Origin of the sequence: Nocardiopsis coralli (genome assembly GCF_014892575.1) — a bacterium.
Classification (GTDB): domain Bacteria; phylum Actinomycetota; class Actinomycetes; order Streptosporangiales; family Streptosporangiaceae; genus Nocardiopsis; species Nocardiopsis coralli.
Genome location: NZ_JADBGI010000001.1, coordinates 41332 through 63974 on the forward strand (window position 1 = coordinate 41332; position 22643 = coordinate 63974).

The 22643-nt window shown below is 70.5% G+C and carries 16 protein-coding genes; 10 read left to right on the top strand and 6 right to left on the bottom strand.

Going from position 1 to position 22643, the window contains the following annotated elements; genetic code table 11:
* Window positions 1–9: 9 nt before the first annotated feature.
* Together IDM40_RS00205 and IDM40_RS00210 are read right to left on the bottom strand one after the other, a co-directional pair.
* Window positions 10–1344 carry an MFS transporter gene (locus IDM40_RS00205; RefSeq protein ID WP_193119799.1) on the bottom strand — a complete coding sequence of 445 codons (1335 nt, stop codon included), beginning with the start codon at window positions 1342–1344 and terminating at the stop codon, window positions 10–12.
* Window positions 1341–3041: a class I adenylate-forming enzyme family protein gene (locus IDM40_RS00210; protein ID WP_193119800.1), complete on the bottom strand. Its 1701-nt coding sequence runs from the start codon at window positions 3039–3041 to the stop codon at window positions 1341–1343. Before IDM40_RS00210 ends, IDM40_RS00205 begins: the two co-directional genes overlap by 4 nt.
* A 178-nt stretch (window positions 3042–3219) precedes the next feature.
* Between IDM40_RS00210 and IDM40_RS00215 the strand changes: the two genes are divergently transcribed.
* On the top strand, window positions 3220–3822 hold the full coding sequence (locus IDM40_RS00215; RefSeq protein WP_193119801.1) for a TetR/AcrR family transcriptional regulator: 603 nt from the start codon (window positions 3220–3222) through the stop codon (window positions 3820–3822).
* Window positions 3823–3990: 168 nt separating this feature from the next.
* A complete protein-coding gene (locus tag IDM40_RS00220) occupies window positions 3991–5037 on the top strand; it encodes a DUF2157 domain-containing protein (protein ID WP_193119802.1) in 1047 nt (348 codons plus the stop codon).
* An 88-nt stretch (window positions 5038–5125) separates the two neighbouring features.
* On the opposite strand, the gene IDM40_RS00225 is transcribed toward IDM40_RS00220, so the two are convergent.
* Window positions 5126–6451 carry an MFS transporter gene (locus tag IDM40_RS00225; protein ID WP_193119803.1) on the bottom strand — a complete coding sequence of 442 codons (1326 nt, stop codon included), beginning with the start codon at window positions 6449–6451 and terminating at the stop codon, window positions 5126–5128.
* Window positions 6452–6604: 153 nt separating this feature from the next.
* Here IDM40_RS00225 and IDM40_RS00230 point away from each other — a divergent pair, with 153 nt between their 5' ends.
* From IDM40_RS00230 to IDM40_RS00245, 4 genes are all read left to right on the top strand, one after another.
* Window positions 6605–7420, top strand: a complete 816-nt coding sequence (locus IDM40_RS00230) for a PaaX family transcriptional regulator (protein ID WP_193119804.1) — start codon at window positions 6605–6607, stop codon at window positions 7418–7420.
* A gap of 74 nt (window positions 7421–7494) precedes the next feature.
* Window positions 7495–9048, top strand: coding sequence for an FAD-dependent monooxygenase (locus IDM40_RS00235; RefSeq protein WP_193119805.1), 1554 nt, complete (start codon window positions 7495–7497; stop codon window positions 9046–9048).
* Window positions 9041–11101 (top strand): acetate--CoA ligase family protein, encoded by a 2061-nt coding sequence (locus IDM40_RS00240; RefSeq protein WP_193119806.1) that lies wholly within the window; start codon window positions 9041–9043, stop codon window positions 11099–11101. The genes IDM40_RS00235 and IDM40_RS00240 overlap by 8 nt, the downstream gene beginning before the upstream one ends.
* A complete protein-coding gene (locus tag IDM40_RS00245; RefSeq protein WP_193119807.1) occupies window positions 11098–12747 on the top strand; it encodes a (2,3-dihydroxybenzoyl)adenylate synthase in 1650 nt (549 codons plus the stop codon). The genes IDM40_RS00240 and IDM40_RS00245 overlap by 4 nt, the downstream gene beginning before the upstream one ends.
* A 146-nt stretch (window positions 12748–12893) precedes the next feature.
* Here the strand turns inward: IDM40_RS00245 and IDM40_RS00250 are convergent, their stop codons facing one another.
* Window positions 12894–13511 (bottom strand): TetR/AcrR family transcriptional regulator, encoded by a 618-nt coding sequence (locus IDM40_RS00250; RefSeq protein ID WP_193119808.1) that lies wholly within the window; start codon window positions 13509–13511, stop codon window positions 12894–12896.
* Window positions 13512–13781: 270 nt separating this feature from the next.
* On the opposite strand from IDM40_RS00250, the gene IDM40_RS00255 reads away from it, so the two are divergent.
* Window positions 13782–14924 carry an acyl-CoA dehydrogenase family protein gene (locus IDM40_RS00255; protein WP_193119809.1) on the top strand — a complete coding sequence of 381 codons (1143 nt, stop codon included), beginning with the start codon at window positions 13782–13784 and terminating at the stop codon, window positions 14922–14924.
* Between the two features lie 7 nt (window positions 14925–14931).
* On the top strand, window positions 14932–15948 hold the full coding sequence (locus tag IDM40_RS00260; protein ID WP_193119810.1) for an NAD(P)H-dependent flavin oxidoreductase: 1017 nt from the start codon (window positions 14932–14934) through the stop codon (window positions 15946–15948).
* A gap of 278 nt (window positions 15949–16226) precedes the next feature.
* Here the strand turns inward: IDM40_RS00260 and IDM40_RS00265 are convergent, their stop codons facing one another.
* On the bottom strand, window positions 16227–18047 hold the full coding sequence (locus IDM40_RS00265) for an AMP-dependent synthetase/ligase (protein ID WP_193119811.1): 1821 nt from the start codon (window positions 18045–18047) through the stop codon (window positions 16227–16229).
* A gap of 251 nt (window positions 18048–18298) precedes the next feature.
* Here IDM40_RS00265 and IDM40_RS00270 point away from each other — a divergent pair, with 251 nt between their 5' ends.
* Both IDM40_RS00270 and IDM40_RS00275 read left to right on the top strand, forming a co-directional pair.
* On the top strand, window positions 18299–19510 hold the full coding sequence (locus IDM40_RS00270; RefSeq protein WP_193119812.1) for an acetyl-CoA C-acetyltransferase: 1212 nt from the start codon (window positions 18299–18301) through the stop codon (window positions 19508–19510).
* Window positions 19511–19553: 43 nt separating this feature from the next.
* Window positions 19554–21719, top strand: a complete 2166-nt coding sequence (locus IDM40_RS00275; protein WP_193119813.1) for a 3-hydroxyacyl-CoA dehydrogenase NAD-binding domain-containing protein — start codon at window positions 19554–19556, stop codon at window positions 21717–21719.
* Between the two features lie 93 nt (window positions 21720–21812).
* Here the strand turns inward: IDM40_RS00275 and IDM40_RS00280 are convergent, their stop codons facing one another.
* Window positions 21813–22472 carry a TetR/AcrR family transcriptional regulator gene (locus IDM40_RS00280; protein ID WP_193119814.1) on the bottom strand — a complete coding sequence of 220 codons (660 nt, stop codon included), beginning with the start codon at window positions 22470–22472 and terminating at the stop codon, window positions 21813–21815.
* Between the last annotated feature and the right edge of the window lie 171 nt (window positions 22473–22643).

Here is a 22643-nt window from a genome sequence, read left to right on the forward strand (position 1 = left end):
CCGGCCCCTTCAGGTGAGCTGCATTCCCCGCGTCTCCCGGATGAAGAGGCAGGAGATACCGGTGAGGACGCACAGGACCATGATGTAGGCCCCGAAGACCCAGCCGATCCCCAACCCGTTGAACAACTGGTTGAGGTAGGGGGCGCTCCCCCCGAACACCGCCACGGACAAGGAGTAGGCGAACCCGATCCCCTGGGTGCGCACACGCGTGGGGAAGGACTCGGACAGGATCGCCGACAGGGCCGCGGCGGGCGCCGAGACCACCAGCAGGGCGACGGTCGTCGCCAGCAACAGCGTCCATCCGCTCGAGCTGATCATCTGGGTGAGCGGGTACTGGAGGGTGAACATGAGTACGGCGAAGATCAGCAGCATGGGGCGCCGGCCGATCCGGTCCGACAACAGGCCCCAGAACGGCAGCGAGACCAGGGCGATGACCTGCGCGATCACCGACATCCAGTATGCGGTGTCCGGATCCATGCCCTGCTGGGTGATGGCGTAGGTCGCGACGTAGGACGTCCACGTGTAGTGCGCTGCGGTGATGCCGGAGATCATCGCGATCATGACCAGCACGGCCTTGGTGATCTCACGACGGCCGGCGGCCGGTTCGGCCGGCTCCGACTTCTCCGGCTGTTGCTCCTCGCGGCCCTCCCGCGCCTGGTCGGCCTCGAAGACGTCGCTCTCGTCCATGCCGCGCCGCAGGTAGAGCGCGACCACGGCGAGCAGGGCGCCCAGCAGGAAGGGGATGCGCCAGCCCCACTCGGCGACCGCCGACTCCGACAACACGGTGGTGATCGCCCCGCCGAGGCTGTAGGCGAGGACGGAGCCGCCGTAGATGGCGATGAAGGCGACGCTGCCCCACATGCCGCGCCGGTGGGGCGGGGCGATCTCGCCGACGTAGGAGTAGGCGGTGGCCGACTCCCCGCCGTGCGCGAAGCCCTGGAGGACGCGGGCGCTGAGCAGGATGAGCGAGGCCCAGGCGCCGATGGTCTCGTAGGTCGGCATGACCCCGATGACCATGCTTCCCGCAGCCATCATGAGCAGGGTGGTGATCAGGACGAATTTGCGTCCGCGCCGGTCCGCGATGCGTCCGAACACGATGCCGCCGAGGGGGCGCATGAGGAACCCGACCGCGAAGACGGCGAGGGTGGACAGCAGCGCCGAGACCGGATCGCCCTGGTGGAACATCACGGCGGCGATGAAGGGCGTGAAGACCGCGTAGGCGCTCCACTCGTACCACTCGAGTACGTTGCCCACGGTGCTGGCCAGCAGGGACTTCTTCCTGGACCGGTGTGTGGGCCCCGAGGAGGGCGGGGGCGGCCCGGTGCGGCCGGTGGGGGCACTCACGTGTCGTTTCCTCCTTCGCGGCGCGGCCCGCCGGCGGGGGTGCCGGTGTCGGGGTCGCGCAGGGCGCGCCGCCTGATCTTGCCGGTGAGCGTCTTGGGCAGTTCCTCGACCACGTGGACCTCGCGCGGGCGTTTGTAGGCGGCGATGCGTTCCCGGGTGAACGCGACCAGTTCTGTCTCCGTGGCGGTCGTGCCGGCCGCGAGCGAGACGTAGGCGACGACCGCCTCGCCCCTGTAGTCGTCGGGGAGGCCGACGACGGCGGCCTCGTGCACGGAGGGGTGCTGGTGGAGCACGTCCTCCACCTCGCGTGGCCAGACCTTGTAGCCGGACACGTTGATCTGGTCCTTGAGGCGGTCGACGAGGTAGACCCACCCGTCGTGGTCGATGACGGCGACGTCGCCGGTGCGCAGGCGGCCCGAGGGGAAAGTGGTGGCGGTGGCCTCGGCGTTGCGCCAGTACCCGGGCACGACCTGGGGGCCGGACAGCTCCAGTTCGCCCTGCGCGCCGGGCGGGACGGGGGTGCCCGAGGGGTCGACGGCACGGGCGCTCATGTGCGGGAGCGCCTTGCCGATGGACAGGCACCCGCTGGCCTCGTCCACCGGGGCGACCTCGCCCGGAGGAACCGCGATGACCCCGGAGGTACTCTCCGTCATCCCGTAGGCGTTGTGGATGTAGGAGCCGAAGCGCTCACGGAACCGTTCGACGGTGGCGGGCGGGATGGGGGCGCCGCCGGAGTAGAGGGCCCGGACCGATCGGAAGCTCTCCGGTGTGGCGCGGGGGCTCTCGGACAGGGCGTTGAAGACGGTGATCGATCCGATCGTGAAGGTCACACCGTGTTCCGTGAAGGCGTCGAGCACGACCTCGGGGTGGAACCGGTTGGTGAAGACGAGCCGGCACCCGTGCAGGAGCGCGAGTGCCGCGTTGATGACGGCGCCCGTGATGTGGAACAGCGGGGCGACAGCCAGGACGGCGTCGTCCCTGCGCAGCCCCACGTACGCCCCGAAGGTCGAAGTGACCGCGAGGACATTGGCGTGCGTGTTCATCGCCCCTTTGGGCGGCCCCGTGGTGCCCGACGTGTAGGTGAGCAGGGCGATGTCCTCACCCGTGAGTTCGAGGCGGGGCGGACGCCGGCCCCGGTGGTGCTCGATCAGCCGGACGAGGTCCCCGTCGGAGGAGGGGAAGGACCGTTCTGCGGGGGTGAACACCCGGGGGTCGTCGCGGGACTGCAGGTCGCGGTCGCTCGTACTCAGCAACCACTGCACCGGGCTGCCGCTCAGGGTACGGCGGGACTCCCCCACCTGGGTGTCCGCACACACGATCCCCACCGGTGCGGCGTCCTCGACCAGTCGGCGCAGCTCCTGGCCCCGGTACATGGGGTTGAGCGGGAGCACGGTCGCGCCCAGTTTCCAGAGCGCCAGCATGGTCAGCACGTACTGCGGGATGTTCTGCAGGTGAACGCCGACACGGGACCCGCGCCCGACCCCCAGCTCGGCGAGGCCGACCGCAAGGGCGTCGGAGTCGTCGTCGATCTCCCGTGCGGTCATGACCCCGTCGAAGTAGACGGTCGCCGGGGAGTCCGGAGCGTCGGCGACGCGTTCCCGCCATGCCTCCGTGAGGGTGCGGTGGCCTTCTGTCCGTCTGTGCGCGGCCCCGTCGGGATGGTCCTTGCTCCACGGGGGTTCGGGATGCAGCGGCATGGCACGGTCCTTCCTCTGCGGGCGGCGACCGGACCGGTACAGACCGAGCGGTCGGTCGGCACAGTGAAGTGTTGTGGGTCACAGAGGACGTGTCAATACCACCGGGGCCACCCGTGCACAGACCGCGCCGCGGCGGAACCCGGTACGGTGCTCAGCAGCCAACAGAAATGGGGATGCAGTGTCGGGTTCATGGCGCTCGTTCGGGGACGAACCGCTTCCGGTCCCGCTGGCCGCGGCGCTCTCCGCATTCTCGGAGCAGGGCTACCACGGGACGAGCATCCGACGCATCGCGGAGAAGGCCCACCTGTCCGTGCCCGGGCTCTACCACCACTACCCCTCCAAGCAGGCGCTGTTGGAGGGGTTGGTCATGACCGTCATGCAGGAGCTGCTCGACCACAGCGGACAGGCGCTGGAGGAGGCCGGTCCGAGCGCGCAACGCCGGTTCGACCACGTGGTCGAGTGCCTCCTGCGGTTCCACATGCACCGGCGCCGACAGGCCTTCATCGCATCCACCGAGATCCGGAGCATGAAGCCGGAGGTCAGGGACGCCTACATCGCCCTGCGCGATCAACAGCAGCGCATGCTCGACCGGATCGTGGAACAAGGTGTCGCCGAAGGGGTCTTCGCCACTGCCTACCCCCAGGACGCGAGCCGTGCGGTCACCACCATGTGCGTCGCAGTGGCGACATGGTTCCGGCCCGACGGGGACCTCGGCCCGGACCAGGTCGTGCAGCGCTACCTCTCGCTCGCGCGGGCCACCGTGGGAGCAGAATCGGGGTGAACAGCGCCGGCCCGCACGGGGCGCCCTGAGTACCCGTGCTCAGGCCGGCGCGCCTGTTCTGCGTTGCAATGGGAGGGCCGGGACCGGTCACCGGGGCAGCCGCATCACACGGCCGGATCCGGGCAGACAGCACAGGCCGGTTCGTGAACGTTGGGAAGGCGGTACCCCGTGGAGGCGCAGGATGGCGCCCGCGCCGAGGCGTTGGGCAGGCTGGTCGGACAAGGCGTGATCACCCGCGGGCAGGCCGACGCGGTCGCCTCCGCCCTGGAGGCGGCCGAGGGGCGTTCCGGGGCGAAGGGCCGCTGGGCGGAGGTCCTGGGTTATGTCGGCGGCGGGCTCGTCCTGGCGGCCGTGTTCACGTTCATGGCCACCGCATGGGACGTCCTGGACACCGGGTCCCGGATCACGCTGCTCGCGGTGGTCGCCGCCGTGCTCGCCACCGCGGGGTTCGGGATGGCCGGCGGCACGGCGCTGTTCCGCCGCACGGCCGATCCGGCCCCGGCCCGCCGCCGGATCGGCGGTTCCCTGTTCGCGTTGGCGGCGCTCTCCACCGCCTTCGCCGCCGCCGAGGCCACGGGGGAACTGCTGCCCTCCGGGGTCGTACCGAGCGCGCCCACCTGGGCGGCGGCGGCCGGGTTCATGGTGGCCGTGGCCGGCTACTCGCTGCTGCGCTCGGCCCCCGGGCAGGTGGCCATGTGGGCGATGAGCGCGTTCCTGGTCGGTTTCGGGGTGCACGAGGTGGTCCACGAGTTCGTCGGCCCGGGCCGAGAAGGATTTTTCTCCTCCGGGTGGCCGATCGCGTCCTCGGTGGCCGGAGCGGGTCTGCTCCTGCTCGGCGCCGTGGGGATCGCCCTCGCGGTGGCGGGCGTGCTGCGCGAGCAGGGCACCGCGGTCGGGCTCGGCTCGGTCACCGCCTACACGGGCGCCCTGTTGCTGGAAACGCCCCTGGACCACGTCGCCGAGCTCGTCGTCGCGGCGGGCCTGTTCACCCTGTTCGCGCTCTGGCGCTCGGGGGCGCGCGGCTCCGGGTCGGCGCTGGTGTTCGGCGTGATCGCCGCGACGATCGCGGTTCCGCGGCTCGTCTGGGAGCTCACCGACGGTCGGGTGTCGGCCGCCGGCACCCTCCTCGTCGCCGGCGCCGTGCTCCTGGTCGCCAGCGCGATCGGCATCCGGGTGCGCCACCGGGCCGCCGCGCAACCGGCCCGCCCCACCTGAGGCTCGGCCAGGGCCCACTGCGACGCGGTGGGCCCTTCGGCGTTCTGTCAGGAAGGCGGTCCCGGGCCCGGCGCCCGGGCCCCGGACCTCACCGGGCGTTGACCGGGCGGGCCTGCCGTGCGGCGGGGACGCCCCCCTTGCGCGGCACGGCCAGGATCGCCACGGCCCCCACGGCCGCGGCGACGGACCAGACCGAGAAGTTGACGAACGTGCCGAATTGCGCCTCGAGCAGGACCCCACCGCCGGAGATGGCGATCACGGCGCCGATCCTGCCGAGCCCGAGCGTCACACCGAGGGCCGTGGCGCGCACCCGGTCGTCGAAGAAGGTCGCCACGTAGCCGTTGATGAGGATCTGGGTTCCCACGGACCCGAAGCCGAGCCCGGCGACGAAGGCGTACATCGCCGGCTGCGGGAACTGCCCGGTCCCCATCAACAGCAGTGCGGCAGCGGCGGTGGCGAAGGCGACCAGTGTGAGCGGCCGCGGTCCGAAGCGGTCGGCCAGGCGGGCGGAGACCAGGACACCGACCACCGCACCGGCGTTACTGGCGAGCAGGAACGTCAGGGAGGAGACGGTGGAGTACCCCGCCACCACCATGAGCTGCGGCAACCAGGTGTTCAACCCGTAGACCAGGGTCTGGCCCGCGATACCGGCGACGCAGAACAGCACCGTGCCCACGGCGTAACGGGACGACAGGAGCGCCCGGAACCGTCCCGGCTGCGCCCCGTCCTCTTCTCCGCCCGCGGCGACCGGTGCCGGCGTGTCCAGACCGTAGGCCCCGGCGATCTCCGCGGCCTCCTCGTGGCGCCCCCGGGCCCGCAGGAAGGCCGGCGACTCCGGCAGCACGAGGTAGAGCAGCGGGACCACGGTGATCAGCGGGAGCGCCCCGAGCATGAGCATGCCCCGGAACCCGATGTGTTCCAGCAGGAGCAGGGAGAGCAGGGCCGACAGCACGCCCCCGACCGCGTAACCGGAGAACATGAGCGCGTTGTTGAAGTTGCGCTTGCCGGGGGCGGAGAACTCCACGGTCAGGGCGATCGCCGTGGGGATGACACCGCCCAGGCCGAGCCCGGCGAGGAAGCGTGCGAGGCCGAACACGGCGGGGTTCGGGGCGAGAGCGGCCACGGCCATCATCAGGGAGAAGAAGACCACGCACCCGAGGAGGATCTTCCGCCGGCCCAGGACGTCGGTGAGGTAACCGATGGCGACGGCGCCGAGGAACATGCCCAGGAGGGCGTAGCTGCCGATGGCCCCGGTCATCACCGGCGTCAGGCCCCACGGCTCGTGTTCGAGCAGGGCCGGGGTGATGGCCCCGTAGATGACCAGGTCGTAACCGTCGAAGACGATCGTGAAGAAACAGAGGGCGATGACCAGAGCGCTGGATCTTCGAGCGCGGGCCGGTGCCGACGAAGACATGGGGCTCCTCCAGAGGGGTGGCCGGAGGTCCGGGGCACGCACCGCAGGGTGACGAGCGCCACAGGACCCGAACATCCAGAGAGTAACAAAATTAAACGAGCCGATGGAAGACTGTTTTACATTCACGTCGTCGGCGACACGGAAGGCGGACACATGGCACACAGGGCCAGGTCCCTGGTGATGGACCTCTTCGGCGAGTACCTGCGTTACACGGGCGCCGAGGCCCGGTTGGGAACGCTCATCGCACTGATGGAGGCCTTCGGCATCGAACCCGCGACCACCCGGGTCACGCTCTCCCGACTCAAGAAGGACGGGTGGTTCTCCACGCGCAGGGAGGGCCGGGAGACGGTCTACGTCCTGTCCGAGCACATGCTGGGCGTGCTGCGCGAGGGGCGCGAACGCATCTTCACCCGGGTGGACGGGGAATGGGACGGCTGGTGGACCCAGGTCCTCTACCAGGTCCCCGAGTCGGACCGCACGGCACGCGAGTCCCTGCGCAAGCAGCTCACCTGGCTCGGCTTCGGCCAGTTCGCACCCTCCGTCTGGCTGTCCCCCCACCGGACCCGGGACCGCGTCGAACAACTGCGCCAGGACTTCCCGGGTGCGACCGTCGACATCCTGCGTTCCCGGACCGCGGGCCTCACGGAGGACCTCGACCTCGCCCGCCGCTGCTGGGACCTGGGCGAACTGGCCGAGGGCTACCGCGCGTTCATCGCCGAGCACCGGAGCCTGGACACCGCCGCCGGCCTCCCCTCGGGCCGGGAGGCCCTGGTCACCCGGACCGCCGTGGTCGCCGAGGCCCGCAGGCTCACGTTCCGGGACCCGAACCTCCCGGTGGAGCTGCAGCCGCTCGACTGGCCCGGGCGCGAGGCCTTCGAGCTGTTCCGGCGGGTGCACGCAGGACTGGGCCCCGCCGCGAGGGCGTACGTGGAGTCCGTGATCGGGAGCGAACTCCCACTCGACCAATAAGAGATACAGACTATTGACGCCCGTCGGCATTCTGTTACGTTCATAGGCATCCGAATCCTTCAAGGGAGCGTGGAATGCCTCTTCGCGTAGCGTGCATCGGTGGCGGCCCCGGCGGGCTGTTCTTCGCCACCCTCCTCAGACGGCACGACCCCACCGCAGAAGTGGTGGTCTTCGAACGCAACCACAGGCACGACGCGTTCGGCTTCGGCGTGGTCTTCTCCGAGTCCGCGCTCAAGGCCGTCGACGCCGCCGACCCGGTACTCCGCGACGGCCTGCGCGAGCACGGGCACCACTGGGACCGCATCGAGGTCCGTCTCAAGGGGGAACGGCGGTCCCTCGAGGGCAACGGCATGGCCGCCATCCACCGGCGGACCCTGTTGCCGCTCCTGCACCGGCGCGCCGAGGAGGCAGGCGTGGACCTGCGCTTCGGCACCGAGATCACCGACCCCTCCACGCTGTCGGACTTCGACGTGGTCGTCGGCGCCGACGGCGCCAACTCACGTGTGCGGCGATGGGTCTCCGACGACCTCGGCCACAGCACCGAGACCGCACGTGCGAAGTTCATCTGGTTCGGCACCCGGCACACGTTCGACGGCCTCACCTTCGTGCACCGCCGGAGCGAACACGGCACGTTCGCGGCCCACGCCTATCCGATCGCCCCGGACCTCAGCACCTTCATCGTAGAGACCGACGAACACACCTGGCGCGCCGCGGGTCTCGACCGCTTCGACACCGGCCTGCCACCCGGTGTGTCCGACGAGCGGAGCCGTTCTTTCATCGAGGACCTCTTCTCCGAGGACCTCGACAGTGCGGAGGTCGTCGCGAACAACTCCCGCTGGGCCTCCTTCCGCACCCACCGCAGCCGCAGCTGGCACAGCGGCAACGTGGTCCTGCTCGGGGACGCCGTCCACACGGCCCACTTCTCCGTGGGGTCGGGCACCAAGATGGCCATGGAGGACGGGCTCGTGCTCGCCGAGGAGCTCGCCTCGGGGCACGGGAGCCTCGAGGAGGCCTTCACCGCGTACGAGGCCCGCCGGCAACCGGCGGTGCAGCGCATCCAGGACGCCGCAGCCGGCGGTCTGAGCTGGTGGGAGAACTTCGGTCTCTACCACCGGGAGTTCGCGCCCACACGGTTCGCGTTCCACTTCTTCTCCCGCTCGATCAACATCGACCGGATCGAACCGCGCGACCCGGCGCTGGTGGCACGGGTCCGCAAGGGGTGGGAACAGGAGCACGGGGCGGCCGCGCTCTCCACACCGCTTCGGACGACCCGGCGCGAGGTCCCCTGCCGGCGGTTCGACTGGGACGGTTCCGTGCTCCGGGTCCCCGGGCAGGAGGGGTCCGTCTTCCCGGACGAGGAACTGACAGTCCTCCGGCTCCCGGGCGAGGGGCACGGAGCCCCGGTCGACGCCTTCGAGCTCGCCGCCGCGACAGCCGGGGAGACGGTGCTGGTCACCGGCGGCGACCCGCTCGACAGGACGCGGGTCGGCGAGGAGCTCCGGTTGCGCCGGGGCCGCGCCGCGATCATCGCCGTCGCGCCGGACGAACCGCTCGACGCCGAGACCCTGATCCTCTCCGGCCGCGCCGACGCGGTCGCACACGTGACACACGGAGACCACGATGGCTGAGCCCCGCCGATCCCGCGGCCGGGAACTGGAGCCCCTCTTCGCCCCGCGCGGCATCGCCGTGATCGGTGCCTCGGACAAACCCGGGAAACTGGGCACGGCGATGACCGCGTCGCTCGACCGCTTCCCCAGGGGCGTGGCCATGGTCAACCCGGGCGGTGGCGGCATGTACACCGGTGTTGCCGAGGCCGTCGCGGCGCACGGCACGCACATCGACCTGGCCGTCCTGTGTGTGCCCGCCGCGGCCACGGCCGGCGCCCTCCAGGGATGCGCCGACGCGGGCGTGGCGGCGGCGGTCGTGTGCGCCGGGGGTTTCGCCGAAGCCGGGGCACAGGGCGAAGAACACCAGCAGGCCGTCGAGGCCGTGGTCGCCCGCACGGGCATCCGCCTGCTGGGCCCGAACACCTCCGGGTTCTTCCGCCCCGGAACGGGCCTGTACGCGAGCTTCGTTCCGGGGGCCGCGGACCTCTCCCCCGGCGGCGTCGGGGTCGTCGCCGCCAGCGGAGGCGTGAACCATGCGCTCTCCTTCCGGTTGGAGAGCGCGGGCGCCGGCGTGAGTCTGGGTGTGGGCCTGGGCGGCGGGATCGACGTCACCGCACCCGAGGTCCTGGACTTCCTCCGGACCGACGAGCGGACCCGGGCGGTAGCCCTCCACCTGGAGTCGGTCCCGGACGGTCCCGGCCTGTTGGAGGCGGTGCGCAGGCTGGCCGCGGAAAAACCGGTGGCCGCGCTGGTCGTGGGACGCGGCAGGACCGACGAGTTCGCCCGGTCCCACACCGGGGCCCTGGCGACCTCCTGGGCGACCACCAGGGCCCTGCTCGAACAGGCCGGCGCGGTCGTCGTCGACGACGAGAACGAACTCGTCAACGCCGCCTCGGCCCTGACCGCCGCACGCATGCGGCCCGACCCGGACCCCGGTGTCGGGCTGGTCACCGGCCAGGCCGGCCCCGGCCTGATCATCGCCGACGCGCTGACCTCCCAGGACCTCTCGCTCCCACCCCTGGAGCGACCGGCCCGGGAGCGGATCGAGGGACTGCTGCCACCGCTGACCTACTTGGAGAACCCGGTGGACACCGGGCGGCCGGGTCCGGAACTCCCCCAGGTCCTCGCCGCCGTCGGGGCCGACCCGGGCGTCGACGCGTTGGGGGTGTACGGCATCACCGAGCCCGTCGTCTCCCTCCCCGACGCCGTGCGCGAAGCCGGTGTCGGCACACGGATCCCCGTCCTCATCGGGGTGGACGGGCCGGCCCGCGAGGTCGAACGGGTACGCGCGGCCGCGGATGAACAGGTTCCGGTCCTCGTCGGACCGAGCGCGCTGGCGCAGGGGCTGACCGCCCTCGCCGCGGACGCGCGCGCCCGCCACCGTGCGGCACAGGAGGTGGACCGCCCCGCCCGCGCGCCACACCTGCGGCTCGGCGACGGCCCCTGGCACGAGGCGGCGGCCAAGGACGTCCTGGACTCGGTCGGTGTCGCCACACCGCGGCGCCGGGTCTGCCGCACCGACGAGGAGGTCCTCGGCGCACGGGGCGACCTGCAGGGGCCCGTGGCGCTCAAACTCCTCGACGCCTCGGTCCTGCACAAGAGCGACGTGGGCGGGGTGGAGCTGGGCATCACCGGCCCCCAGGAACTGGGCGACGCACTGGTCCGTCTGCGAGCCGCCGGGGCCCGGGACGTCCTGGTGGAGGAGATGGCCCCGAGCGGGACCGACCTGATTCTGGGGGTGCGCCGGGATCCGGTGTTCGGCCCCGTTGCGGTGCTGGGCCTGGGCGGGGTGGACGCCGAGGCCCTGGCCGACCATGCTCTGTGCGGGTTGCCGGCGCACCGTGCCGACCTGGAGGGACTGCCCGACCGCATCGCCGCGAGCGCCCTGCTGGACGGGTTCCGGGGCAGGCCGGTGCTCGACCGCGCGGCCCTGGCCGAGGTGGTCTCCGCCCTGGCCGGTGTACTGGCCGGTGCCCCACACGTCGGCGAGATCGAGATCAACCCGCTCCGTGTCACGGACAAGGGCCTGGTGGCCCTCGACGCCGTCATGACCCCCATGGAGGAAACACGATGACGCACCACACCTCGGCCGGGGTCGTCCCCTGGCCCCAGGAGTTCGCCGAGCGCTACCGCAGCGAGGGGCGCTGGAAGGACCGCACCCTGGTCGACGCGCTGACCGAGGCGGCCGCACGCTCCGACAGGACCGCGCTGGTCGACGGCCAGGTGCGGATCGGCTACCCCGAGCTCATGGACCGGGTCGAGGCCGGGGCAGCGAGACTGCTGCGGCTCGGACTGGACCCCGACGACCGGATCGTCGTGCAGTTGCCGAACGGGTGGCAGTTCGTGGTGTTGCTGCTCGCCTGTTTCCGCGCGGGGATCGTCCCCGTCATGGCGATGCCGGCCCACCGCGCCCATGAGCTGACCGCGATCGCCGAGGTGGCCGAGGCCCGCGCCCTGGCGGTTCCGGACGAGCTCAAGGGGTTCGACCACCGCGCCCTCGCCCGACGGGTCGCGGAGGAGGTTCCCACCGTCGAGCACGTGCTCGTCAGCGGCGGGGACGGGGACGCCGGCCTGGAGGGGCTGCTGGCCCCGGGCCCCGTTCCGGGCGCGGCCCCGGTCGTCTCCCCCGACCCCGGGGCGGTGGCGCTGTTCCTGCTCTCGGGCGGGACCACGGGGTTGCCGAAGCTCATCGCACGTACGCACCGGGACTATGAGTACAACGTCCGCGAATGCGCGCGGGTCTCCGGGCTCGACGGGGGGTCGGTCTACCTCGCGGCGCTACCCGCGAGCCACAACTTCCCCCTGGCCTGCCCGGGGCTCCTCGGGGCCCTCTTCGCCGGGGGCACGGTGGTCATGTTGTCCAGCCCCGAACCCGCTCGGGCCTTCGCCGCCGTCGCCGGGGAGGGCGTGACCATGACCGCCGTGGTCCCGGCCGTGGCACAGCGGTGGTTGGAGCACGCCGAGGGGTCCGGTGGCGCCTCCGCGCTCTCTTCCCTGTCCGTACTGCAGGTGGGCGGCTCCCGGCTGCCCGACGAGATCGCGGCGCGGGTCCGCCCGGCACTGGGCTGTACCCTCCAGCAGGTCTTCGGGATGGCCGAGGGGCTCATCAACATGACCCGGCTGGACGACCCGGAGGAGGTCGTGACCTCCACACAGGGCCGCCCCGTCTCCGACGCGGACGAGGTGCGCATCGTCGACGCGTTCGGGCAGGACCTCCCCGACGGCCGTGCGGGGTCGATCCTGACCCGCGGCCCCTACACCCCGCGCGGCCACTACCGTGCGCCGGAGGCCGACGGGCGCTCCTTCGTCGAGGGCTGGTACTCCAGCGGCGACATCGTCCTGCGGCGCACCGACGGAAACCTGGTCGTGCAGGGGCGGGACAAGGACCTCATCAACCGGGCCGGGGAGAAGATCTCCGCGGAGGAGGTCGAGAGCCTGGTGTACCGGGTCGCGGACGTGGAGATGGCCGCGGCGGTGGCCATGCCCGATCCGGTCATGGGCGAGCGGCTGTGCCTGTACGTCACCGTCCGGGAGGGCGGGCACACCACGCTCGACGAGGTCCGTGACACCCTCTCCGCCGCGGGACTCGCGGCGTTCAAACTGCCCGAGCGGTTGGAGGTCGTCGACCTCATCCCGATGACCAAGGTCGGCAAGATCGACAAGAAACACCTGCGCGAGGACATCAGCGCCCGCCTGGCCTCGGGGACCTCCACCGTCTGACGCCCGCCCCCTGCACGGCAAGGGCCCACCGGACCCTCGGGTTCTGGCGGTGGTCGCAACACCCTGACTTCCAGGAGGTTGCGACCACCGTGTCGTTTTCGAAGAAGGAGCTGGCCCGCCTGCGGGAGCGGTGCCTGTCGTTGTCCCTAATCGTTCCCGTGCACGGCGGGGAACACGGTCTGCAACAGGTGCAGGACCGATGTGGTGAGCATGACGTGCAGGTCGGCGCGGTTGAGCGCCCCGCGCACCAGCCACTCGCGCGAGGCGGCCTTGAGCATGCTCCCGTAGGCGCGGACCATGGCCCGGAGCTTCTCCCGGCCCTCCACGACGTCGGACATCATGGCTGCTTGGAGGATGTGGTCCGTGGCCACCTCGTCGGCCTCGAGCAGGATCTTCTCGGTGTCGCGGTCCTGGCCGATGGCCTCGGAGCCGATCGCCGACAACCACATCTCCCGGTTGCGTTCGACCACGTCCAACCACCGGTCCACACAGATCGAGACACGCTCTTCGGTCGTGGTCCGCGGCAGGTTCTCGGCCACCGAGGGGGGCACGATCAGCATCTGGCGCACGACTTCCAGATAGAGCTCCCGCTTGCTCCCGAAGTAGTGGTTGATCAGGCCCCGTACGACCCCCGCCTGCTGCGCGATCTCGGACACGGACACGGCTGAGTACGTGCGCTCGCCGAACAACGTGCGGGCCACCGCGAGGATCTCGGATCGCCGCTCGTCGGGCTCCAGACGGCGCCGCTGCACGGGCGGTTGCATGGGCTTCTACCTCTTCCACTGATTAGCATCGCGCCAATACCAGCCGCCAATCTACCACTCGGACGCCGGACGATCCTCCGCCTGCCGCACATCGTTTCCTCCTTGGAGCGACGACATGCCCTGGCGCAACAGAAGGATGCGGGGCATCGAGCAAGGCTCGGCACGCGCGGGCACACACGCCCACGACTCGCACGCACTTCTATTGACACTACGCCAACAACGGCATGACAATGGCCTGTGTTCCAGTGCACACGGAAGGAAGGCGCAGACATGCCGCGAACCCTGACCGACGAACAGAGAGACCTGGTCGATGCGATCGGCAGGTTCTGCCGCAGCGAGTGCGGGACCAAGGCCCGACGGGACGAGCTGACCGGGCACGGAACAGAGCCGCACAACCAGGAGCTCTACGCCAAGATGGCCGAGCTGGGCTGGCTGGGCATCGCGGTCCCGGAGGAGTACGGCGGATCGGGCCTCGGCATGAGGGATCTGTGCCTCTTCCTGGAGGAGACCGCGTACGGCCGTGCCCCGATCAGCGGTTTCGGCACCACGATCATCTCCGCCGCGGCGTACGAGAAGTACGGCTCCGAGGAACAGAAACGCAAGGTCCTCGCAGGCGTCGTCCAGGGCCGGGTCGAGGCCGTCTCGATGTCCGAACCGGGGGCCGGTTCCGACGTGGGCGCCCTGGTCTGCCGCGCCGAGCCCGTCGAGGGCGGATACGTGGTCAACGGCCAGAAGACCTGGTGCTCCAACGCCCACATCGCCGACCACATCCTGCTCGTCGCACGCACCTCGCGGGACGGCTCCAAGCACGACGGCCTGACCCAGTTCATGGTGCCGACCGACACCGAGGGCCTGAAGATCAGCGGCATCGACACGATGGGCGGCCGTGAGGTCAACGACCTGTACTTCAGCGACTGCTTCCTGCCCGACTCGGCCGTGGTCGGGACACCCGGGCAAGGCTGGAAGCAGCTCATGGCCGGGCTGAACCTCGAGCGCATGATGCTCGCCGCGCTCATGCTGGGCACGGCCCGCCGAGCCTTCGACGACACCGTGGACTACGTGCGCCAACGTGAGCAGTTCGGCCGTCCGATCGGTTCCTTCCAAGCGCTCAAGCACCGCATCGCGGACATGGCCACGGAGCTCGAGTGCGCCCGCTTGCTGCTGGACGACGTCGCCGAGACCATCGACGCCGAACCGGGCCGGGTGTTCCCCCGCGAGGCGTCCATGGCCAAGCTCAAGTGCACCGAACTGGCCAAGCACGTCACGCTCGAGGGCATGCAGATGCTGGGCGGCTACGGGTACGCGACGGAGTACGGGATGGAGTCCCTGCTCCGCTCGACGGTGGTTTCCACGGTCTACGGCGGCACGAGCGAGATCCAGCGGGACATCATCGGCAAGACGTACGGGCTGTGAGGCAGGGATGCTGACCACACGGTTCTGCGAGACCTTCGGGGTCGAACACCCGATCGCCCAGGGCGGCATGCAGTGGGTAGGGCGCGCGGAGCTCGTCTCCGCGGTGGCGGAGGCGGGCGCCCTCGGGTTCCTGACCGCCCTGACCCAGCCGACGCCCGAGGCCCTGGCGGCGGAGATCCAGCGGTGCCGGGAGATGACCGACAAGCCCTTCGGCGTCAACCTCACGATCCTGCCGTCCATCGATCCTCCCCCTTACGACGAGTACCGGCGCGCGATCGTCGAGAGCGGCGTCGGCATCGTGGAGACGGCCGGTTTCAACCCTGCCGAGCACATGCCGGAGTTCCGCGCCGCCGGCGTCAAGGTGCTCCACAAGTGCACCAGTGTCCGGCACGCCATGAAGGCCGAGCAGATCGGCGTCGACGGGGTGAGCATCGACGGTTTCGAATGCGCCGGCCACCCGGGCGAGGACGACGTGCCCGGGCTGGTCCTGGTGCCGGCCGCGGCCCGGAGGCTGTCGATCCCGATGATCGCCTCCGGCGGGTTCGTGGACGGGCGCGGTCTGACGGCCGCACTCGCCCTGGGGGCCGATGGCGTGAACATGGGAACCCGGTTCCTGTGCACCGCCGAGTCGCCCGTGCACGAGAAGGTCAAGGAACAGATCGTGGCCGGGACCGAGCTGGACACCGAGCTGATCTTCCGTCCGCTGCGCAACACCGCGCGGGTCGCGAGCAATGCGGTGAGCAGGAAGGTCGTCGAGATCCTCGACGGAGGAGGCGCCTTCCCCGATGTACGGGACCTGGTCTCCGGCGCCAGGGGCCGCAAGGTGTTCGAGGACGGCGATCTCGACGCCGGCATCTGGAGCGCAGGACTGGCCCAAGGGCTCATCGACGACGTCCCCACGGTCAGGGAAGCGGTCGACCGTATCGTCGCCGAGGCCGAGGAACTGATCGCGCGGCGGCTGCCCGGCATGTACTCGGAGACGGGCGCCGGCGTCTCCCGTGAGGGGGCAGGACAGGCGGTGTGAGCGGACCGGCGCACCGAGAGTGCCCGGCACCTGGAACTGGTGCCGGGCACACGACTGTGTGCACGGCGGAGGGACGTTCGACGGCTCTCCGGTGTTCTGCCGGGCCCGGCCGACCTGAGGGGACACCTGTGCCGACCGGCCGGACCCGCAGTGCCCCACCCGCTCCGGTTCTGAGCGGGTGGGGCGTGGTGCGACCGACGGGAGGGGTCCCTGGGAAACAGGGGAAGGACATCGGCCGCACCGGATCAGGGGGCCTGTCGCGGGGGTGGCGGTGTGGCTCAGTACAGCGAAGCGATCAGGTCCGCGTAACGCTCCTCGACGACCCTGCGCTTCAGACTGAGTTTGGGCGTCAACTCGCCGGTCTCAGCCGTCCACGGGCCGGCCAGCACACGATGGGCCTTCACCTGCTCCGCGCGGGCAAGGTCTCCGTTCGCCCGTGCGACGGCCCCGTCGAGTTCCTCGAGCACGTCGGGGTGGAGCGAGAGCTCGTCCAGGTCCTGGGCGGCGATCCCCTTCGCCCGTGCCCACGCCGGGGCGGCGTCCTCGTCGAGCACGAGCAGTGCGGTGATGTAGGGGCGGGCGTCACCGATCGCGACCGCTTGGGCGATGAGGGGGTGGGAGCGGAGGGCGGACTCGATCTTGGTGGGGGCGACGTTCTTGCCTCCCGACGTGATGATGATTTCCTTCTTACGATCGGTGATGGAGACCAGGCCCCGTGCGTCCACCCTGCCGATGTCGCCGGTCGGGAACCAGCCGCCCTCGTCCGTCGCGGGCACGATCCGGCCCTCGCCGTCCATGTATCCGGGGAAGACCACGGGGCCGCGCACGAGGAGTTCGCCGTCGGGGGCCGTGGTGACCTCCATACCGGGCCCGGGGCCTCCGACCGCGCCGAGTTCGAACGCTTCCGGGGTACTCACCGTTGCGGCCCCGGTGGTCTCGCTCAGGCCCCAGACCTCGTAGACGGTCAGCCCGAGGCCGGCGAGGAATTCGAGGACCGATGCGGGGATGGGCGCCGCGCCGCTGAAGGCCCGGTGGCACTCGTCGAGGCCGATCGCGCCCCGGATGGGCCGAAGCACCTCCCGGTCCAGGAGCTCGTTCTGTTCGGCCAGCTCATCGGGGATCTCTCGGCCCTCGGAGCGCAGCCGGAAGAGGTGCAGGGCGCTCTCGCGGGCGCGGTCCACGGCCGCGGCGGCTTCGGCCGGCAGCTGGTCCAGTTTCGCCCCCAAGCCGGCGGCCAGTTTCTCCCACACCCGGGGAACCCCGAAGAAGCCGTTGGGCCGCACCGACCGGAGAGCCGGGAGCAGCTGTGTCTGATCGGCGCAGATCGTCACGTGCCCTGCGTTGCAGATCGGCATGTAGATGCCGAGCACACGTTCGGCGACGTGCGCCAACGGGAGGTAGGCCAACGACCGGGGATGGTCGGGCACGCTGACCAGCTGGTCCTGCATGACGGACTCGTAGATCACGTTGCGGTGGGACAGCACCACGCCCTTGGGATCGCCGGTGGTGCCCGAGGTGTAGACGAGGGTGAGCGGCCGGTCGGCGGTGACGGCGTCGACCTGTGCCTCGAAGTCCGCACCGCCCGCTTCGGCCACGCTGTCGCCGCGCAGCCCTGCGTAGCTGACGAAACGCCGGTTCTCGGGACGGACCAGGGTGTGGTCGAGCACGACGACGGCTCGCAGGTGCGGCATCTCGTCCAGGACGGGCTGCCAGCGCCGCAGCTGTTCCCGGCCTTCGAGGACGACCACGGTGGCACCGCTGTGGTGCGCGATGTAGCGGATCTGTTCGGTGCTCAGTGTCTCGTACGTGGTGCACGGGAGCGCACCGAGGTGAATGGCGGCCAGGTCGACGACCCAGTGTTCGGGTCGCGCGGACATCGCGATCAGGAGCCGCTCGTGCTGTCGCAGGCCGGCCAGGAACAGACCCCGGGTGAGTGCCGCGACCTCGTTGCGCAGGCGGGACCAGGTCCAGGTCGTCGCGTCCGGCCCGGGGCCGCTGGTGAGGGCCGGGTGGTCGGGGAATCGCTGGGCGTTGCGGCGCAGCAGGAGGGGGATCGTCTGCCCCTCGGCGGCTCGGCGGACCTGTCTGGCGGTGGTCACGGCACGTTCCCTTCGTCGTGGGCCGCAAGGGCATGTGTGAATGGCACCACAGTGCAGTCCTGTTGCCTTACTGTCAATAGCCCTTCGTGAAAGTTCGCGAGGGCTCGAGATCACAGCTGAGATGAGCACATGATTGCTATTGACATTAGGACAACAAGAGCGAACATGGGTGGGGCCGGATGCGCGCCGGTGCCCCGATGGAGGGCGCTCGGGCCGACGAACCCGGCCACCGGAGGAAAGGACGCCCCCTCGTGACGACCGAGGCATTCATCTACGACGCGATCCGCACCCCGAGAGGCCGGGGGAAGAAAGGGTCGCTACACCAGGTCAAACCCGTCTCCCTCGTGACCGGACTGATCGAACAGCTCCGGCAGCGCAACCCGTCACTGGACGCCGAGCGGATCGACGACATCGTGCTCGGCGTGGTCTCGCCCGTGGGCGACCAGGGCATGGACCTCGCCAAGACCGCCGCGCTGGCCTCCGGCCTGCCCGACCACGTTGCCGGGGTGCAGGTCAACCGGTTCTGCGCCTCCGGGCTCGAGGCCGTGAACACGGCCGCCCAGAAGGTGCGTTCCGGTTGGGAGCAGCTGGTGCTCGCCGGCGGGGTGGAATCCATGTCGAGGGTCCCGATGGGCAGTGACGGCGGACCGATGAGCGACGACCCCGCGACCAACTACGACACGTACTTCGTCCCCCAGGGGATCGGGGCCGACCTGATCGCCACCATCGAGGGTTTCTCCCGCGAGGACGTGGACGCCTACGCGGCGGCCTCGCAGGAGCGGGCGGCGCGCGCATGGTCGGGCGGCTACTTCGAGAAGTCCGTGGTCCCGGTCCGCGACCGCAACGGTGTCCTCCTGCTCTCCCAGGACGAGCACATGCGGCCCGGCACCACAGTGGAGAGGCTCGGCTCGCTGAAACCCTCGTTCTCAGGCATCGGCGACATGGGCGGCTTCGACGCCGTGGCGCTGCAGAAGTACCACTGGGTCGAGCGCATCGACCACGTGCACACACCGGGCAACTCGTCGGGGATCGTGGACGGCGCCGCGCTGACCGTGATCGGATCCGAACAGGTGGGGGCGGATCTCGGTCTGCAACCCCGGGCTCGGATCGTGAGCAGTGTGGTCAGCGGTGCGGACCCGACGATCATGCTCACCGGCCCCGCCCCGGCCACCCGCAAGGCCCTCGACGTCGCCGGGCTGACCCTGGACGACATCGACCTGTTCGAGATCAACGAAGCCTTCGCGGCCGTGGTGCTCAAGTACAGCAGGGAACTGGATATCCCCCGGGAGAAGGTCAACGTCAACGGTGGTGCCATCGCCATGGGGCACCCGCTCGGCGCGACCGGGGCCATGCTCGTCGGAACCGCGGTGGACGAACTCGAACGCCGGTCCGCGCGCCGGGCCGTCATCAGCCTGTGTGTGGGCGGCGGCATGGGCATCGCCACGGTCATCGAACGCGTCTGACCCCCTCACCTGCCTCCACGAGTCGGAAGGAACACCACGGACGATGACCGACACGAACATGTTCGCCTGGGACCAGGGCGCCGACGGCGTCGTCGTCCTGACGATGGACGACCCGGACCATCCGGTCAACACCATGAACAGCACCTACGTCAGCTCGATGGCCGCCACCGTCGACCGGTTGGAGCGGGACAGGGAGACGATCACCGGTGTCGTCCTCACCTCGGCCAAGAAGAGTTTCTTCGCCGGCGGCGACGTCGACTCCATGAGCCGGGCCGGGCCGGAGGACGCCGAAGAACTCACCGAGCTGTGCGCCGCGATGAAGGCCCAGTTGCGCCGGTTGGAGACGCTCGGGCGTCCCGTGGCCGCGGCCATCAACGGCACGGCCCTGGGCGGCGGGTTCGAGGTCGCACTCGCCTGCCATCACCGCATCGCGCTCGACACCGGCGACAGCCGGATCGGATTGCCCGAGGCGACCCTGGGCCTGCTGCCGGGCATCGGAGGGGTCAGCCGGACCATCCGGCTCCTGGGGCTGGAGAGGGGACTGACCGACGTCCTCCTCCGAGGGCAGCGGTACCGGCCTGCCGAGGCGCTGGCCAAGGGCCTGGTGCACGGACTCGCCGAGACACCGCAGGAACTGATCGCCCAGGCGCGCGCATGGGTCCTCGCCAACCCGGGGTCGGCGCAGCCCTGGGACCGCGAGGGCTACCGGATGCCCGGCGGCGCACCGACCCGCCCCGAGGTCAGAGCCACGCTGCCCGCCTATCCCTCGAACCTGCGCAAGCAGCTCAAGGGCGCGAACATGCCCGCGCCCCGCAACATCCTCGCCGCAGCCGTCGAAGGCGCCCAGCTGGACTTCGAGACCGCCCAGAGGGTCGAGACGGGCTACCTGGTGGAGCTCATGGCCGGTCAGGTCTCGAAGAACATGATGCAGGCGTTCTTCTACGACATGCAGCACATCAACGGCGGAGGCAACCGCCCGCAGGGCCACGAGCAGTACCGGCCGCACACGGTCGGCGTGCTCGGTGCCGGCATGATGGGGGCCGGGATCGCCTACTCGTGTGCCCGCGCCGGGCTGCGGGTCGTGCTCAAGGATGTCGACCGACAGGCCGCGGAACAGGGCAAGCGGTACTCCCAGGAGCTCGTCGCCACGAAGGTCTCCCGAGGTCGGATGACTCAGGAGCAGGGCGCCGAACTCCTCGCACGCATCCTCCCGACCACCGAGGCCGCCGAGCTGAGCGGCTGTGACCTGGTGATCGAAGCGGTCTTCGAGGACCCGGGCCTGAAGCAGAAGGTGTTCGCCGAGGTCGAGTCGGTCGTCGCGCCGGACGCCGTCCTGGCGTCGAACACCTCGACCTTGCCGATCACCGGTCTGGCCGAAGACCTGAGGCGACCGGAGGACTTCATCGGGCTGCACTTCTTCTCCCCCGTGGACAAGATGCCGCTGCTCGAGATCATCACCGGGGAGCGCACCAGCGAGGCCACGCTGGCCAAGGCCGTCGACGTCGCCCGGCGCATCGGAAAGACACCCATCGTGGTCAACGACGGTCGCGGTTTCTTCACCAGCCGTGTGATCAGCAAGTTCGTCGACGAAGCGGTCGCGATGCTCGGCGAAGGGCTGGATCCCGCCTCCATCGAGCAGGCGGGCGCGCAGGCCGGCTACCCCGCCCCGCCCCTGCAACTCATGGACGAGCTGACCCTGACCCTGCCCAGGAAGATCCGGGAGGAGACCAAGGCCGCGGTCCTGGCCGAGGGCGGACCGTGGCGGGCGCACGGGGCCGAGGCGGTCGTGGACCGGATGATCGACGAGTTCTCCCGGGGCGGGCGCTCGGCCGGGGCGGGCTTCTACGACTACAGCGACGGCCGCCGTGTCGGCCTGTGGCCCGGCCTGCGCGAACACTTCACCGTCCGGGGGCAGAGCATCCCGTTCGCGGACATGAAGGAACGGATGCTGTTCGCCGAGGCCATCGACACGGTCCGCTGCCTGGACGAAGGGGTGCTGCGGTCGGTTCCCGACGCCAACATCGGTTCGCTGCTGGGTATCGGTTTTCCGCCGTGGACCGGGGGCGCGCTGCAGTACATCAACGGCTACCCGGGAGGGCTCCGCGGCTTCGCCGACCGGGCGGAGCAGCTCGCCGCCTCCTACGGGGAGAGGTTCGAAGCGCCCGCTTCCCTGTTGGCCAAGGCCGACGAGGGCGAGCGCTACGAGTGAGCCGGCGCCGCAGGCCCACGGGGCGGCCGACATCGTGTGCACGGGTCGGCCGCCCCACTCGTCCGGCGAGTTCCGTCAGGGGCGGTTCCGGGGTCAACGCCCCCTCTGCCCCGCGGGCTCGAGCATGGGCACCAGGAACTGCTCGGCCACCGCACGGAGCTCCGCCTCGTCGTCCAGGTCGACCAAGTGGCTGGGGATGATCAGGAATGAGGCGGACACACGGACCATCAGTTCGGCCACGCGCTCGACCTCCACCTCCCGTGAAATCGTGTTTGCTTGCTGCTCGAGGCGCAGTTGCCCGGCCACGAAGGCTCGAACGGTCGCCAGGGTGCGCCCGTTGTCGCTGATCATGGACGGTGCCACCGCATCGGGTTCGGCCTCCAGGAGACCGCCGATCAGTGGGTGGCCCCGGATGGCCCTGAGCGAACTCACGAACCCGCGCACCACCCGTTCGGAGACCGTCTGCGCCTCTTGGATGTCCACGAGGAACCGGTCGAAGTAACGGCGGAATTCACGTCGCACCACGCTTTCGACCAGGACGTCCTTGGTGGCGAAGCGCCGGTACACGGTGATTCTCGAGACGCCGGCCCGGCGGCCCACGTCCTCCATGGTGGAACGGCGGATACCCATCCGGCAGAACTGTTCGTGGGCCGCGTCGAGGACACGTTCGGTGGTCGCGTCGTCGTCCTCGGCGCGGCCGACAGCCTCGGCGTACGCGCGTTCCAGGATCGATTCCGATTCTGAGGGCGCCATGAGAGCAGAGAATACAGGTTCCACAGTCACCGTTCCTTGTCAGGAGCTGTCGTCGGGCCCGGGTTGCACGCCCGACGGCACGGACGACCCGGCGGCCGTTGCGATCTCGGACCTTCCGGGTCAGTGGGCGGCACCGGCAGGATGGCGGCCCCGCACGGGGTTGTGTGAATT

Excerpts from the sequence above, each read along its gene's own strand:
- IDM40_RS00255 (WP_193119809.1), top strand. The coding sequence starts at position 13,782 with ATGCCGCGAACCCTGACCGACGAACAGAGAGACCTGGTCGATGCGATC.
- IDM40_RS00230 (WP_193119804.1), top strand. The coding sequence starts at position 6,605 with ATGGCACACAGGGCCAGGTCCCTGGTGATGGACCTCTTCGGCGAGTAC.
- IDM40_RS00250 (WP_193119808.1), bottom strand. The coding sequence starts at position 13,511 with ATGCAACCGCCCGTGCAGCGGCGCCGTCTGGAGCCCGACGAGCGGCGA.
- IDM40_RS00235 (WP_193119805.1), top strand. The coding sequence starts at position 7,495 with ATGCCTCTTCGCGTAGCGTGCATCGGTGGCGGCCCCGGCGGGCTGTTC.
- IDM40_RS00210 (WP_193119800.1), bottom strand. The coding sequence starts at position 3,041 with ATGCCGCTGCATCCCGAACCCCCGTGGAGCAAGGACCATCCCGACGGG.
- IDM40_RS00260 (WP_193119810.1), top strand. The coding sequence starts at position 14,932 with ATGCTGACCACACGGTTCTGCGAGACCTTCGGGGTCGAACACCCGATC.
- IDM40_RS00240 (WP_193119806.1), top strand. The coding sequence starts at position 9,041 with ATGGCTGAGCCCCGCCGATCCCGCGGCCGGGAACTGGAGCCCCTCTTC.
- IDM40_RS00245 (WP_193119807.1), top strand. The coding sequence starts at position 11,098 with ATGACGCACCACACCTCGGCCGGGGTCGTCCCCTGGCCCCAGGAGTTC.
- IDM40_RS00280 (WP_193119814.1), bottom strand. The coding sequence starts at position 22,472 with ATGGCGCCCTCAGAATCGGAATCGATCCTGGAACGCGCGTACGCCGAG.
- IDM40_RS00225 (WP_193119803.1), bottom strand. The coding sequence starts at position 6,451 with ATGTCTTCGTCGGCACCGGCCCGCGCTCGAAGATCCAGCGCTCTGGTC.
- IDM40_RS00275 (WP_193119813.1), top strand. The coding sequence starts at position 19,554 with ATGACCGACACGAACATGTTCGCCTGGGACCAGGGCGCCGACGGCGTC.